General features: G+C 70.9%; 13 protein-coding genes. 8 read left to right on the top strand and 5 right to left on the bottom strand.

Translation table 11 applies throughout. The features are described from left to right. The first annotated feature begins 11 nt into the window (after positions 1-11). Complete coding sequence (locus tag BM417_RS31915) at positions 12-653, top strand: hypothetical protein (RefSeq protein WP_093602254.1); 642 nt, start codon at positions 12-14, stop codon at positions 651-653. Here BM417_RS31915 and BM417_RS31910 read toward each other — a convergent pair. Together BM417_RS31910 and BM417_RS31905 are read right to left on the bottom strand one after the other, a co-directional pair. Next, the gene (locus tag BM417_RS31910) at positions 622-1,077 is read right to left on the bottom strand and encodes a hypothetical protein (protein WP_143138880.1); all 456 of its coding nucleotides are present in this window, start codon (positions 1,075-1,077) and stop codon (positions 622-624) included. The two genes, BM417_RS31915 and BM417_RS31910, sit on opposite strands and share 32 nt — an antisense overlap. Before the next feature lie 43 nt (positions 1,078-1,120). Then, complete coding sequence (locus tag BM417_RS31905) at positions 1,121-1,690, bottom strand: single stranded DNA-binding domain-containing protein (RefSeq protein ID WP_093602250.1); 570 nt, start codon at positions 1,688-1,690, stop codon at positions 1,121-1,123. An 80-nt stretch (positions 1,691-1,770) separates the two neighbouring features. Between BM417_RS31905 and BM417_RS31900 the strand changes: the two genes are divergently transcribed. From BM417_RS31900 to BM417_RS31890, 3 genes are read left to right on the top strand one after another with little or no spacing between them, the layout of a single operon-like run. Next, positions 1,771-2,439 (top strand): response regulator transcription factor, encoded by a 669-nt coding sequence (locus tag BM417_RS31900; RefSeq protein ID WP_093602248.1) that lies wholly within the window; start codon positions 1,771-1,773, stop codon positions 2,437-2,439. Continuing rightward, a complete protein-coding gene (locus tag BM417_RS31895) occupies positions 2,436-3,713 on the top strand; it encodes a sensor histidine kinase (protein WP_093602246.1) in 1,278 nt (425 codons plus the stop codon). Before BM417_RS31900 ends, BM417_RS31895 begins: the two co-directional genes overlap by 4 nt. A 12-nt stretch (positions 3,714-3,725) precedes the next feature. Then, positions 3,726-4,205 carry a hypothetical protein gene (locus BM417_RS31890; RefSeq protein ID WP_093602244.1) on the top strand — a complete coding sequence of 160 codons (480 nt, stop codon included), beginning with the start codon at positions 3,726-3,728 and terminating at the stop codon, positions 4,203-4,205. Here BM417_RS31890 and BM417_RS31885 read toward each other — a convergent pair. The 3 genes from BM417_RS31885 to BM417_RS31875 all read right to left on the bottom strand — a co-directional run bounded on the left by BM417_RS31885 (position 4,202) and on the right by BM417_RS31875 (position 7,469). Then, the gene (locus BM417_RS31885) at positions 4,202-5,095 is read right to left on the bottom strand and encodes a neutral zinc metallopeptidase (protein WP_093602242.1); all 894 of its coding nucleotides are present in this window, start codon (positions 5,093-5,095) and stop codon (positions 4,202-4,204) included. The two genes, BM417_RS31890 and BM417_RS31885, sit on opposite strands and share 4 nt — an antisense overlap. A 12-nt stretch (positions 5,096-5,107) precedes the next feature. Then, entirely contained in the window at positions 5,108-6,316 is a 1,209-nt protein-coding gene (locus tag BM417_RS31880) for a neutral zinc metallopeptidase (RefSeq protein WP_245822291.1), read from the bottom strand. Between the two features lie 127 nt (positions 6,317-6,443). Next, positions 6,444-7,469: a neutral zinc metallopeptidase gene (locus BM417_RS31875; RefSeq protein ID WP_245822290.1), complete on the bottom strand. Its 1,026-nt coding sequence runs from the start codon at positions 7,467-7,469 to the stop codon at positions 6,444-6,446. 261 nt (positions 7,470-7,730) lie between these two features. Here BM417_RS31875 and BM417_RS31870 point away from each other — a divergent pair, with 261 nt between their 5' ends. The 4 genes from BM417_RS31870 to nudC are packed head-to-tail and all read left to right on the top strand — an operon-like array spanning position 7,731 to position 13,011. Then, positions 7,731-9,371, top strand: coding sequence for a DUF2207 domain-containing protein (locus BM417_RS31870; RefSeq protein WP_407656186.1), 1,641 nt, complete (start codon positions 7,731-7,733; stop codon positions 9,369-9,371). Between the two features lie 9 nt (positions 9,372-9,380). Next, the gene (locus tag BM417_RS31865) at positions 9,381-10,664 is read left to right on the top strand and encodes a M16 family metallopeptidase (protein ID WP_093602234.1); all 1,284 of its coding nucleotides are present in this window, start codon (positions 9,381-9,383) and stop codon (positions 10,662-10,664) included. Then, positions 10,661-12,067: a M16 family metallopeptidase gene (locus BM417_RS31860; protein ID WP_245822289.1), complete on the top strand. Its 1,407-nt coding sequence runs from the start codon at positions 10,661-10,663 to the stop codon at positions 12,065-12,067. The genes BM417_RS31865 and BM417_RS31860 overlap by 4 nt, the downstream gene beginning before the upstream one ends. Next, on the top strand, positions 12,064-13,011 hold the full coding sequence (gene nudC, locus BM417_RS31855) for an NAD(+) diphosphatase (RefSeq protein ID WP_093602232.1): 948 nt from the start codon (positions 12,064-12,066) through the stop codon (positions 13,009-13,011). Before BM417_RS31860 ends, nudC begins: the two co-directional genes overlap by 4 nt. Positions 13,012-13,072 lie beyond the last annotated feature (61 nt).

The raw sequence follows: 13,072 nt of genomic DNA, 5'->3' as shown, positions 1-13,072 counted from the left end.
TCGGAGGACGCATGGATCTGCCGCAGGTCCTGATGGTGATCGGGGCCCTCGTGTTGATCACGATCATCGTGGCGTCGATCATCAACGTCGGGCAGGAGAACGCACAGGCCCGCTCGCTCTCGGTCGGCGCAGGCGCACTCCGGCGCCAGGCGGGCAGTTCCCGGTGGCGGCGGCTCGCCGACGACGAGGACGTGCCGGCGGGGCGGATGGGCGAGATGGACCGGACGCGGCACGCGGCGGTGGCGGGAACACACGACGGGCGGGCCGTGTGGGTCGCCGTCTTCGCCTCGTCGAGGGTCGCCGGGACCTATCAGGGCGTCCCGACCAGGTGGGCCTTCGTCCCGGGCCTCGTGGTGGCGGTCGACGCGCCGGAACTGCCGGGAGACCTGCAGCTGAACCCGATCCAGGGCCCCAGGCGCTACGGGATCCTGGGGAGCCTGGCGCCTCTCCTGTCGGGAGACACCGAGCGGAAGGTCCTCGCCCAGCTGAGGTCGTACGAGCCGCCCGCCGTGGACATCGCCGACGGCGTCGCCTGCTTCACCTTCACCGACATGGACCTCGCCGAGCAGATCGACGACGTGGCCGCCATGGCGTGCGACGTGGTCGGCATCCTCGCGGACGTCAGGAAGTCAGCTCCGCTCGGCGAGGAGTAGGCAGCACGGCCGGCGCGCGCAGAGGCGCGTAGCGGAACAGAAAAGCGTAGAAGCCGCCCGCCAGCGCTGCCATGCACAACAGCAGCGCGGTGAGCCGGCGCCCGACCGGAAGTCCGACGGGCAGGGAGGCGGCGGAGGACACCATCTCGCCACCGGTGTTGATGATCTCGACGGTCTCGCCCTTGGTGTGACCGCAGCCGTCGAGCTTGGCCTGCTTCTTCTGGCCGCCGGCATCCCACTCGACGGTGTCCATGCCCTGGCCGCACGAGCCGCTCTCGACGACGGTCGCGGTCACGGGTCTAGGGGGTTCCTTGGCGCCCAGCACCTTGGCGGGCACCAAAAGCGCGACCGCGACCCCGATCCCGACCAGTCCGACGACCAGCAGGATGAACACCCATCTGTCGGGGCTTCGCGGAACCGCCACACTGCGATGTTCGCAGACGCGGCGGCCCGCGTGGAGCCCAGGTTTACTTCGGCAGCTGACGCAGCTGGTCGACCTTGATGGTCTTGCCGTCGGAGACGGTTCCGGTGATGGCGACGAGGTCGCCGTTCTTCGGCTTCTCGCTCACCGACGACAGGTCGAGCGGCGTCTGCAGACCGTCGACCTGCACCAACGTCGCGTTGTTGCCGTTGACGTCCTTGACGGTGCCCCGCACCTGCGCCTTCGCCAGCGCCACGTTGAGCGCCTTGCCGTCCTTCACGCGCACGGTCACGCGCTGGTCGGCCTTGAGTCCGGCGAGGTCGCCACCGCGCAGCTTCGTCGCGCCGTCAGTGGTCAACGACACCTCGCTGCCGTCGTCCTTGGTGATCGTGAGCTTGCCGGTCTCGACCGACTTGACCCGTCCGACGACCAGAGTGCTGTCCTTGAGCTTGGCCTTGTCCGCACGGCCGCCCTTGCCGGGACCGCCGGGGTGGCGTTCCGCGAACGCCGCGGCCGGGCCGTCCGGGCCCTCGGCCGCCGTCGCGACAGCAATGCCGCCGACGGTCAGGCCGACGGCCGCGACGATGGCGCCGGCCCACGCTGATTTCTTCGACATGCGCCCCAGGGTGCGCGTGCAATCTGAGCGCAAGCTGAAGGCGAGTCGCCCGAAGTCCCGATGATCAGCAGAATGGTGAGGTGTCCGCCAGGGTGTTGGTGATCGAGGACGCCGAGGCGATCGGCGCCGCAGTGTCTTCCGCGCTGCGTGAGTCCGGGTACGAGGTGCAGCATCGGCTGGACGGACGTCAGCTGGAGGCCGACCTCGGCCGCTTCCGCCCCGACCTGGTCGTGCTCGACGTGATGCTGCCCGGCCGCGACGGCTTTCAGCTGCTCGAGGTCATTCGCCGCTCGTCCGGTGCCGGCGTGGTCATGCTGACCGCGCGCGACGGCGTTCCCGACCGGCTGCGCGGGCTTTCCGGCGGTGCCGACGACTACGTGGGCAAGCCGTTCGTGCTGGCAGAGCTCGTGGCACGGGTGTCGGCGGTGCTGCGGCGGCTGGGCAGGACGCCGTCGACCGTGCAGGTCGGCGACCTGGTCGTGGACGCCGACGCGGGTGTCGTCATGCGCGCCGACCAGCCGATCGAACTGACCGCGACCGAACTGCGGCTGCTGGTGTACCTGGCGGCGCAACGCGGGCGAGTGGTGTCCAAGACGCAGATCCTCACGGCCGTGTGGGGCTACGAGGACTACGACCCGAACCTCGTCGAGGTCCACGTCAGCGCCGTGCGCCGCAAGATCGAGGAGCACGGCACACGGCTCGTGCACACCGTGCGCGGCCTTGGGTACGTGCTGCGGGCCGAGGAATGAACCTCCGCACGGTCTCGCTGCGCCGGCGGGTCGCGGTGTCGGTGCTGCTGGTGCTGTTCCTCGTGCTGGTGGCGTTGGTGATCTCGGTCGACCGGACGTTCGCCGGGCAGTCCTCCAAGGACGTCGACGGGGTGCTGAACAGCACCGAGGCGCGCGCGGTGGCGATGCTGAGAGCCGGTGCGCCGCCGCGTGAGGTCGTGCGTCAGCTGACCAAGCGCAACATCCACGTCACGGTGGAACAGCCGAACGGCAACGTGGTCGGCGAGGCTCCCGACGAGGGGCAGTTCGAACGCAAGACGCGCAACGTCCTCGGCAACAAGCTCACCGTGTTCGCCGACACCGAGGCGATCTCGCAGGCGCAGCACCGGTTGCGGAAGCTGCTGGTGCTGCTGGGGCTCGGGGCGATCGCCGTCATCGGTGTGCTGATCATCGTGGTGGTGCGGCGGGCGCTGGCCCCGCTCGACGCCATGACCTCGCTGGCCCAGGCCATCGCCGCCGGGCATCGGGGCGGGCGGCTGAATCCGTCGCGGACCGACACCGAACTGGGGCGGACCGCCGCCGCGTTCGACGGGATGCTCGACTCGCTGGAGGGTTCTGAGCAGCGGACCCGGCGGTTCGTCGCCGACGCCGCCCACGAGCTGCGGACGCCGATCACCGGCGTGCAGGCCGTGGCCGAGGCACTGGTGCAGGCTCCGGTGGACTCGCCGGACCGGGACCAGATGTCGTTCCTGCTGGTCAGAGAGGCGCGCAGGGCCGGGCGGCTGGTCGACGACCTGCTCGCGCTGGCCCAGCTGGACGCCGGGTACGAGATGCAGCGCGAGTCGGTGGACCTGCTGGGACTGGCCGAGGCCGAGGTGTCACGAACCCGGTTCGTCGCACCGGACTTCGACATCTCGGCCGAGGGGGTCTCGGTCGCCGTGGTCGGTGACGGGCAACGGCTCGCGCAGGTGCTGGCGAACCTCGTGGACAACGCTCGGCAGGCCACCGGTCCACAGGGGACCGTCCGGATCCGGGTCGACCTGACGGGGTTCACCGTGTCCGACAACGGACCCGGCGTGCCCGAGGCCGAACGGGAGCGGATCTTCGACCGGCTGGTCCGGCTCGACGACGCCCGCGACCGGCGCTCGGGCGGATCCGGGCTGGGGCTGGCCATCGCCCGAGGGGTGATCCGGGCCCACGGCGGGGACCTGACCTGCGAGCCGTCCGAGCAGGGGGCTGTCTTCCGCGTGACGCTGCCCGCGGTTAATCCAGTCGCTGAGCCGAGCCACGTTTGATTCCATCGGCACGTGGACGCCGACGTGGTGGTGCAATGGGTGAAGACCGAGTGGACCAAGCAGTCCCGCGGTGCGCCTGGGGCGACCCGGCGCAACGCCGTACCGGTCGGGTTCGCGTTGCCACACCTGATGCCGGCGGTGCACGAGGTGCGGCTGGAGGAGTGGAACGACTTCGAGCCTGTGTGGTCGAAGGAGAGCACCGAGATCGACCGGATCGCCCTCACCCTGCGCGAGGACGACGACGTGCTGTCCGTGCAGCTCCAGGACACCATGCACGCCACACCACGACGGTGGAACCGGCCTTCCCCGGTCCGGCTTGCCCGCGGCGAGTGGGTGCGCTGGCAGCTCAACCACCGGTGGCAGCGGCCACGGGACGGCGGCTACAACTACCTGCTGACCACGCTGAACCTGGCCTACGGATCACCCCGTGACGCGAAGGTGTTCCTGGGAACGCCCACGCGTCACGTCGACGAGCAGACCTACCTGCGTTAACCGACCTGCGGAGCCGGAGCCGCGAACGTGTTGCAGGCGTCCGTCGAGTTCGCCTTGAAGCCCGCGGCCGCCCACTGCGCCTGGTTCTTGGCGGAACCGTGCGCGTTGTTCTCGGGCTTCTCCTCGATGGCGAACTGGAAGTCCTCCTGCGCCTGACGCGCCAGGCTCGCCGTGACGGAGCCCCGTCCGGCCGCCGACATCAGGAACATGCCCGCGAAGCAGTTCGCCTGAAGCTCGATGCGGCGGGACATCTCCAGGCCCGCCGGGGTCTTCTCGCCCGCGTCGGTGATCTTCAGGTCCGCCGCGCGCAGCAGGCCCGTCAGCGCCTGGACGTGGTGGCCGTACTCGTGGGCGAGCGTGGCCAGGTGCGTGGCCGGGGCGTCGCCGCCGCCGTTGTCACGCAGCCGGGCCGTGGGCATGTAGATCGTGCGGTTGCGGCCGCAGTAGTAGGCCACGGCGTGGTCCGACTCCGGCGCCGCGCCGCACGGACCGTCCTTCAGCTCCGGTGAGGCGTCCAGGACGGGCTTGTCGAACGGCAGGTTCGCCGCCGTCAGCAACGGGCCCCAGGCGGCGTCGAGGCACTCCACGCCGGCCGCGTAGTAGGCGGCCAGCTGGGCGTCCTGAACGCCGAACGGAGGCATCGCGCAGGTCACCTGGGGCAGCGAGACCGGCTTGACCAGGAACGGGTGGTCGGCCAGCCGGTAGACCGCCCGCGGGCGGATCGGCGTCGACGGCTCGGTCGACGGCGACGTGGCCGGGCGCGACCCCGCCAGCGCGTGGCCCGTCACCACTCTCGGACGGCTCAGTTGACCGATTCCGAGGACGAACGCGACCACCAGCACGAACACTCCCGCGAGCAGGACCGGGTTGTTCTTGGCTGGTTGGGTCACGTTCTCCCCTTCCTAGGAGACAGCGCCTGGGTCGGCTGCCCAGGTGTTGCACTCGGACGCCTTGTTCGACTTGTAGCCCCGGTCGACCCAGGACGCGTTGTTCTGCGGTGTGCCGTGGTCCTTCGTCGGGTAGATGTCGTAGTCGCCCCGGTTGCCCGCGTCGGTCAGGGCCACCCGGATGACGTCTATCGGTATCGCGCCGTGGGACAAAGGGGCCAGCGACATGCCGCCGAAGCAGGTGGCTTGCAGCTCCATCCGGCGGTTCAGGTCGAGGCCCTTCGGAGTATCCCATCCGCCCGCGTCGTACTGCGCGCGGTCCGAGGCTTTCAGCATTCCGGTGAGCCACTGGATGTGGTGGCCGTACTCGTGGGCGAGCTGGCCCAGGTACTTGCCGGGGTGGTTCGGGTTGTTCGGGTTGCGTTCGGCGGCGTAGGCGTTCGCCGTCCAGTAGATGCCGCCCTGGCAGTACCGCGCCGTCTGGTCCGGACGGACGGTGCCGCACGGGTACTGCGCGCTCTCGGTGATGATGTGCAGCTCAACGGGCTGGTACGGGAGGTTCGCGGCGTTCATCGCCGGCTTCCACATGCTCTCGATGCACGGCAACGCGGCGCGCAGGTAGCGGTCCTGGCCCGCCGGGGAGTAGTCCATCGCCGGCAGGTTGCAGCCCGAGATCGTGTTCGCGCCGAAACCCGGCTTGAGGAACGGGTGGTCGGCCAGCGCGTAGACGGCCTTCGGGCCCGCGGGGGTCGGCGGAGCGGAAGGCGTGCGGGACGCGGACGGGCGGGCCGGCGCGGACGTCTCCGTGGGCGTGTCCGTCGTGGTCGGGAGGCTGAACGTCGGGCTCTGCGTCGTGTACGCCGAGTAGCCCGTGTCCTTCACCTTGTTGTTCAGGGTCGCCGCGAAGACGCCCACCGCGCCGAGGCCGAGGATCACGACGCCGCCCAGGATCAGGGCGATCATCGGGCCGTTGCTCTTGCGGCGCGGCGGCATGCCCGGATAGGGCCCGTAACCGGGAGGCGGCGGGCCCCACGACGGCTGCGGTGGCGGCATGACCGGACCGGGCGGCGGCGGGCCGTAGTAGCCGGGCGGCGGGCCTTGCGGTGGCGGCGGGCCGTAGGGAGGCGGTGGGCCTTGCGGCGGACGCTGTCCGAGCGGTGCGGGCATCGGCGGCGGGCCGACCGGGCGCGGTGGCGGCCAAGAGCCCGGCGGTGGTTGCGTCATCGCCTGAAGTCCCCCCAATGGTCATCCTGGGTCGGGTACGAGCATAGGCGGACCGAGATCGCGCGTCCCCCGACCGGGCTAACACGACCCACCCACGTACTTGAGACGCGCGGGCCGGGGGATCGGTTCATGAGACGTCCCCGGAACTCGCCGCCCAGGTGTTGCACGCCTTGATGTCGTTCTGCTTGTGGCCGTGCATCACCCAACGCTCGTTGTTGGGCGCGCTGCCGTGGTCCGGCCTGCGGTCGTAGTCGCCGCGCTTGCCCGAATCGCTCAGGCCGGTGTTCACGACCTCCATCGGCACGACGTTCTTGTGCGAGAACGGCGCGAGCGTCATGCCGCCCAGGCAGGTGGCCTGCAGTTCGAGCCTGCGGTTGAGCTCCAGGCCCTTCGGGGTGTCGAAGCCGCCCACGTCGTACTGGGCCTGGTCGGCGGCGCGCATCATGCCGGTCAGCCACTGGATGTGGTGGCCGTACTCGTGACTGAGCTGACCGAGGTAGACGCCGGGGTGCCGGACCGTCGTGCCGCCCTCGTTCGCGTAGAAGCCGCCCGGCCAGTAGATGACGCCGCGGCAGAACATCGCCGTCGAGTTGGCCTGGCGCGAGCCGCACGGCGTCTGCGTGCTGCCGGTGAACACCTGCAGCTCGGCCGGCTGGTACGGCAGGTTGGCGGCCTTCAGCGCCGGCTGCCAGGCCTTCTCGATGCACGGCAACGCGGCGGCGAGGAACCGTTGCTCGCCCGCCGGGTTGTAGTCCATCTGCGGCAACGGGCACGAGTCGAGGTCGTTCGCGCCGATCCCGGTGGCGAAGATCGGGTGGTCGGCGAGCTTGTAGATCGCCTTCGGGCCTGCCGGGGTCTGCTGCGTGCTCGACGTCCGTGTCGACGACGTGCGCGTGGCCGCTGTCGTCGTGGTGGTCGTTGTCGTCGTCGTGGTGTTGGCGTAGGTCGGGCTGTACGTCGTGTAGTTCGAGTAGCCCGTGTCCTTCACCTTGCTGCTCAACGTCGCCGCGAAGACGCCGATCGCGCCGAGGCCGAGGATCACCACGCCGCCGAGCACGAGTGCCACGATCGGGCCGTTGTTCTTGCGCGGCGGCATTCCCGGGTACGGCCCGTACCCCGGAGGCGGGCCCCAGGCAGGCTGTGGCGCGGGCATGACCGGACGCGGCGGCGGCATCATCGGACGGGGCGGCGGAAGCGGCGCACGTCCGGGCGGCGGGCCGTACGGAGGGGGCGGGCGCATGCCGTGCGGAGGTCCCTGAACTGGGCGAGGAGGCATCGGCCGCCCGTACGGCGGTGGAGCGGGCACGGGAGGCGGGCCCACCGGGCGTGGCGGCGGCCAACTGCCTGGTGGCGGTGGTTGCGTCATCGCCGAAGATCCCCCAGATGGCGTCTGTTCGAAAGTCCGCCGGAGCATATGAGGACTCCGCTATTGTCCGCAGCCGTGTTGAAGAACTGGGGAGCGGCGATCCTCGTCGCCGTCGCGCTGACGTCCACGACGGCTGTTGGCGCGCTCGCGCAGCCGCTTCCCGGCACCGTCAGCACCGAGGTGCGGATGAAGCTGGAGCGCGACGCCAGGCTGTCCGTCACCGAGACCGTCCAGGTGCCCGACGGCAAGACCGTCAAGCGGACCGTCCCCTTGCGACTCGCGGTGGGCAACGACCTGGAGCGCCAGTACCAGGTCACCGACGCCAAGATCGAGGGCAAGGGCAGCACCTCCACGGACGACGACAGCTTCTCCGTCACCCTGGAGGGCGGCCAGGCCACGCTGACCTACACGGTCGTCGGCGCGGTCGCCCCGGTCGGTGACGCGCTGGAGGTCCGCTGGCAGGTCGCGGGCGGCTGGGACACCGAACTGGACAAGGTCGCCGTCTCCTTCTCCGCACCCGACTCCCCGACGTCGGTCAACTGCCTCGCGGGCCCCGTCGGCTCGTCCCAGCCGTGCACCAGCGCCGACCTCGCGGACGGCAAGGGCGTGCGCGCACAGGAGATCAAGCTCGGCGCCGGTGAACGCGTCGACGTCGCGATCGGACTGTCCGCCGGGGTCGTGCCGCCCAACGCCGTCGTGGTCGAACAGTCCGGCCTGGCCGCCGCGTTCGCGCTGACGCCCGTCAGCGGTGCCGCGCTCGGCGGGCTGCTGGTGTTGCTGCTCGGCGGTGTCGCCCTGCTCTGGTACCTGCGCGGCCGGGACGCGGCGGCGCTCGCGAGCGAGGTCGGCGCGGTGACCGTGCTGGTCCGCGACCAGGGCGGCCGGGTCGCGTTCGCCTCGCCCGACGGCGTGCTGCCCGGCCAGGTCGGCACCGTGGTGGACGAGCACGTGGACGTCGTCGACGTGACCGCCACGGTCATCGACCTCGCCGTCCGCAACTACCTGTGGATCACCGAGGTCGAGGGCCACGACTGGCAGATCGTGCGCCGCAACCCGGTCGACGACTCGTTGTCCGGCTACGAGAAGGCCGTCTGCGAAGCCCTTCTGCCCCAGGGCGTGGACGCGGTGAGCGTGTCGGAACTGCGCGGCCGGCAGATCGATCTCGCGGTCGTGCGCGAGCGGCTCTACGCGGACGTCGTGGAGAAGCGCTGGTTCGTGCGCCGCCCGGACGCCGAGCGGAACCTGTTCTGGTGGGCCGGCATCGTGATCGCCGTGCTGGGCGTGGTCGCCACGGTCGTGCTGGCATTGACGATCGGCAACGCGCTGTTCGGGCTCGTGGTCGCGGTCGGTGGTGTCGCGCTGGCGTTCGGCGCGCGGTCGATGCCCGCCCGCACCAAGCGCGGCAGCGAGTTGCTGGAGCACGTCCGCGGCCTGCGCGGCTACCTGCACGGGGTGACACCCGAGGACGTGCCCGAGGCCGACCGCGAACTGGTGTTCTCCCGGTCGCTGCCGTACGCGGTGGTGCTCGGCGAGACCGAGCGCTGGCTCACGGCGTTCGGGCAGCAGGACCTGTACTGGTACGGCAACGCGTCCGATTTCCGGCGCAGCTTCCCGGCGTTCCTGGGGGCCCTCGACGGCGTCCTCGCCCAGGCGGGCCACCTGCGATCGCTCCGGACGCCGAACCCGTAGTCTTGCGCCATGGCCTCACCCGAACTGCACAGGTTCACGTTGCCCAACGGCCTGCGGGTGGTGCTCGCCCCCGACGCCAGCGCACCGGTCGTTGGCGTCAGCGTGCACTACGACGTCGGCTTCCGTTCCGAGCCGGAGGGGCGCACCGGGTTCGCGCACCTCTTCGAGCATCTGATGTTCCAGGGCAGCGAGAGCCTGGAGAAGCTGGCCCACTTCCGGCACGTGCAGTCGTCGGGCGGCACGTTCAACGGGTCCACGCACCCCGACTACACCGACTACTACCAGGTGCTGCCGAGCGCGGCGCTGGAGCGGGCGCTGTTCCTCGAAGCGGACCGCATGCGCGCGCCGAAGCTCACCGACGAGAACCTCCGCAACCAGATCGACGTGGTGAAGGAGGAGATCCGGCTCAACGTGCTGAACCGCCCGTACGGCGGGTTCCCCTGGATCCTCCTGCCCGCGGTGCTGTTCAAGACGTTCGCCAACGCGCACAACGGCTACGGCGACTTCGTCGACCTGGAGAGCGCGACGGTCGACGACTGCGCGGAGTTCTTCGACACCTACTACAGCCCGGCGAACGCGGTGCTGACGGTGGCGGGCGACCTCGACATCGAGACCACGAAGACGTTGGTGGAGAAGCACTTCGGCGACGTGCCCGCGCGGCCGCGCCCGGAGCGCCCCTCGTTCGCGGAGCCCGGCCCGCAGGGTGAGGTGCGGCACGAGCACGGCGACGCGCTGGCCCCGCTGCCCGCGATCGCGATCGGCTACCGCGTGCCGGACCCCGTCACCGACATCGACGGCTACCTCTCCTACCTCGTGCTCGCCGGCGTGCTGGCGGACGGCGACGGCTCGCGCCTCCAGCAGCGCCTGGTGCACCGCGAGGGCATCGTGATCGACCTGAACGCCGGCTGCGGCCTGTTCGGGCCGCTGGAGGCCCGCGACCCCGACACGTTCAGCATCACCGCGATCCACGCCGCCGACGTCTCCGCGGACCAGGTCATCGCGGCCATCGACGAGGAACTCCAGAAGCTCGCGCAGGAGCCGCCGTCGGCCGAGGAGCTCGCGAAGGTCACCGCCCGCTGGGCGTCGACCATGCACAAGGAGCACGACCGGCTCACGAACCGCACGCTGGGCCTCGGCTCCGCGGAGCTGCTGTTCGGCCGCGCCGAGCTCATCTACGAACTGCCCGAGCGGATCGCCTCGGTGACCGTGGACGAGGTGTCCGCCGCGGCCAAGGCGCTGCGTCCCGACTCCCGCGCCCTTCTCTTCGTCAAGCCCACCGGAGGAGCCCAGTGACTGCCTCGATTTCCTCTTCGGGGATCAAGACCCACCGGTCAGCCGAGGAGATCGGACGCACGTCGACCGGCCCGCGTCCGCTGCCGGAACTGGGCACGCAGAAGGTGTCCGCCGAGCTGTCCACTGTGGACACCACGCTGCCGAACGGCCTGCGGGTCATCGCGGTCCAGCGCGCCACGGTGCCGATGGTCGAGGTGCGGCTGCGCGTCCCGTTCGCGGACCCGGCCGGCACGAGCGTCGGTTCCCGGCACTCCGCGGTGGCCGAGATCCTCGCGAACACCGTGCTCACGGGCACCGAGAAGCGTTCGCGCGTGCAGATCGACACCGAGCTGGCACTGGTCGGCGGCGAGCTCGACGCCGTGGTCGACCCGGAGCGCCTGAGCTTCACCGGCAACGCCCTGGCCACCGGCCTCGGCACCGTGCTGGAGGTGCTGGCGGACGTCCTGACGAACGCCTCGTACCCGGCGGACGAGGTGGAGCGCGAGCGCGGCCGTCTCGTCGAGCGCATCACGATCGCCCGGTCGCAGCCGAGCGTCATCGCGCGTGAGGCGTTGCAGAAGATCCTGTACGGCGACCACCCGTACGCCAAGGAGATGCCGGAGGCCGACGAGGTCGCCGCCGTCTCCCGCGAAGACGTGGTGGCGTTGCACGGCAAGGGTCTGCTGCCGCGCGGCTCCGTGCTGGTCGTCGTCGGCGACGTCGACCCGGCTGCCGCCGTGGCCCAGATCGGCGAGGCCCTGGGTGCGTGGCAGGGCGACGGCGAGGCCGTCCAGCTGCCGCCGCTGCCCGCGGTGTCCGGTGGCGACGTGGTGCTCGTGCACCGCGCCGGTGCCGTGCAGTCGCAGATCCGCCTTGCCGCGCAGTCGATCCCGCGCACCGACGAGCGCTACCCGGCGTTGCAGCTCGCGAACCTGGTCTACGGCGGGTTCTTCTCGTCGCGGCTGGTCGAGAACATCCGCGAGGACAAGGGCTACACCTACAGCGCCCGTTCGCACCCCGAGTTCACCGTGCACGGCGCGACGCTGCTGATCGACGCCGACACGGCGTCCGACGTCACCGCCGCGGCGCTGCTGGAGACCCGGTACGAACTGGCGCGGCTGGGCCTCGTGCCGCCGTCGGAGTCCGAAGTGGACACCGCGCGCAGCTACGCCGTCGGGACCCTGCTGACGTCGACGTCCTCGCAGTCCGGCCTGGCGTCGTTCCTGGTGAACCTCGTCGGCCTGGGCCTCGGCCTCGACTGGCTGGTGACACACCCGCAGCGCCTCGCGGCCGTCACGCCGGAGCAGGTGGCCGCGGCCGCGCTGGAGTTCTTCGCGCCGGGCAACTTCACCGGCGTGCTCGTCGGTGACGCCGACCAGCTCAAGCCGAAGCTCTCCGCACTGGGTGGGGTCTCGTTCCAGTGAGTTTCGAACTAGTCGGTCTGCCCGCGCTGTCGCGGTTCGGGGTCGACCGGGGCGAGCCGTTGCGCGGCGACGAGGAGAAGCTCGCCGCGCTCTGGCCCAAGGCACGGATGCTCGTCGTGGACACGCGCGGCCGCACGCTGGTCGCCGATCGCGGCACGCGGGTGGTCGACCGTCCGGCTCTCGAGTTCGGCGACCAGCCGCCCGTGAACGCCGTCCTGCTGGGTGAGCAGGACGGCGTGGCCTGGTTCGCCGTGCTGATGCCCGCCGTCGAGGAGGGTGAGGTCCCCGCCACGCGCGTCTGGGGCCCGCCGGAGCTCACGGACGAGCCGCAGTGGCTGGACCTCAGGCAGGCCGGCGCCACCCTGGACGACACGTCGGCCGGGCTGTTCACGACGGCCGCCGCGTTGTTCCAGTGGCACCGGCTCGGCAAGTACTGCGCCAAGTGCGGCGCCAGGACGGTGCTGGAGAAGTCCGGCTGGACCTCGGTCTGTTCCGGGTGTGGGCGGGAGGAATACCCGCGCACCGACTCCGCGGTGATCTGTCTCGTGCACGACGGCGCGGACCAGGTGCTCGTCGCCCGCGGCCCGGAGTGGCCGGAAGGCCGGTTCTCCGTGCTGGCCGGGTTCGTCGAGGCCGGCGAGTCGCTGGAAGCCTGTGTGGCGCGGGAGATCTCCGAGGAGGTCGGCGTCGCGGTCCGCGACATCCGGTACCTCGGGTCGCAGCCGTGGCCGTTCCCCCGGTCGTTGATGATCGGCTTCGAGGCCGTGGCCGATCCCGCGGAACCGTTGCGGCTGGCCGAAGGTGAGATCGCCGAGGCCAAGTGGGTCTCGCGGGCGGACGTGCGGAAGGCGATCGAGGAGCCGGGGAGCGTTCCTGGGCTCGGACTCGCCGGTGGCGCGTCGATCGCGTTCCGGATGCTGCAGAGCTGGTCGCGTTCGGTCTAGCCGGATCGGCCCGGTCGAGGTGACGGTCGACGCCAGTGGCATCGTCACCCTCGACCCGGCC

The organism is Lentzea waywayandensis, assembly GCF_900115955.1.
Taxonomy (GTDB): Bacteria; Actinomycetota; Actinomycetes; order Mycobacteriales; family Pseudonocardiaceae; genus Lentzea; species Lentzea waywayandensis.
Note: the sequence above shows the minus strand (reverse complement) of the source record. Positions and strands in the feature narration are given on the sequence as shown.

Coding starts and splice junctions, on each gene's coding strand:
- BM417_RS31915 (WP_093602254.1), top strand. CDS start 12: ATGGATCTGCCGCAGGTCCTGATGGTGATCGGGGCCCTCGTGTTGATC.
- BM417_RS31905 (WP_093602250.1), bottom strand. CDS start 1,690: ATGTCGAAGAAATCAGCGTGGGCCGGCGCCATCGTCGCGGCCGTCGGC.
- BM417_RS31895 (WP_093602246.1), top strand. CDS start 2,436: ATGAACCTCCGCACGGTCTCGCTGCGCCGGCGGGTCGCGGTGTCGGTG.
- BM417_RS31880 (WP_245822291.1), bottom strand. CDS start 6,316: ATGACGCAACCACCGCCGGGCTCTTGGCCGCCACCGCGCCCGGTCGGC.
- BM417_RS31875 (WP_245822290.1), bottom strand. CDS start 7,469: ATGCCCGCGCCACAGCCTGCCTGGGGCCCGCCTCCGGGGTACGGGCCG.
- BM417_RS31870 (WP_407656186.1), top strand. CDS start 7,731: ATGAGGACTCCGCTATTGTCCGCAGCCGTGTTGAAGAACTGGGGAGCG.
- BM417_RS31865 (WP_093602234.1), top strand. CDS start 9,381: ATGGCCTCACCCGAACTGCACAGGTTCACGTTGCCCAACGGCCTGCGG.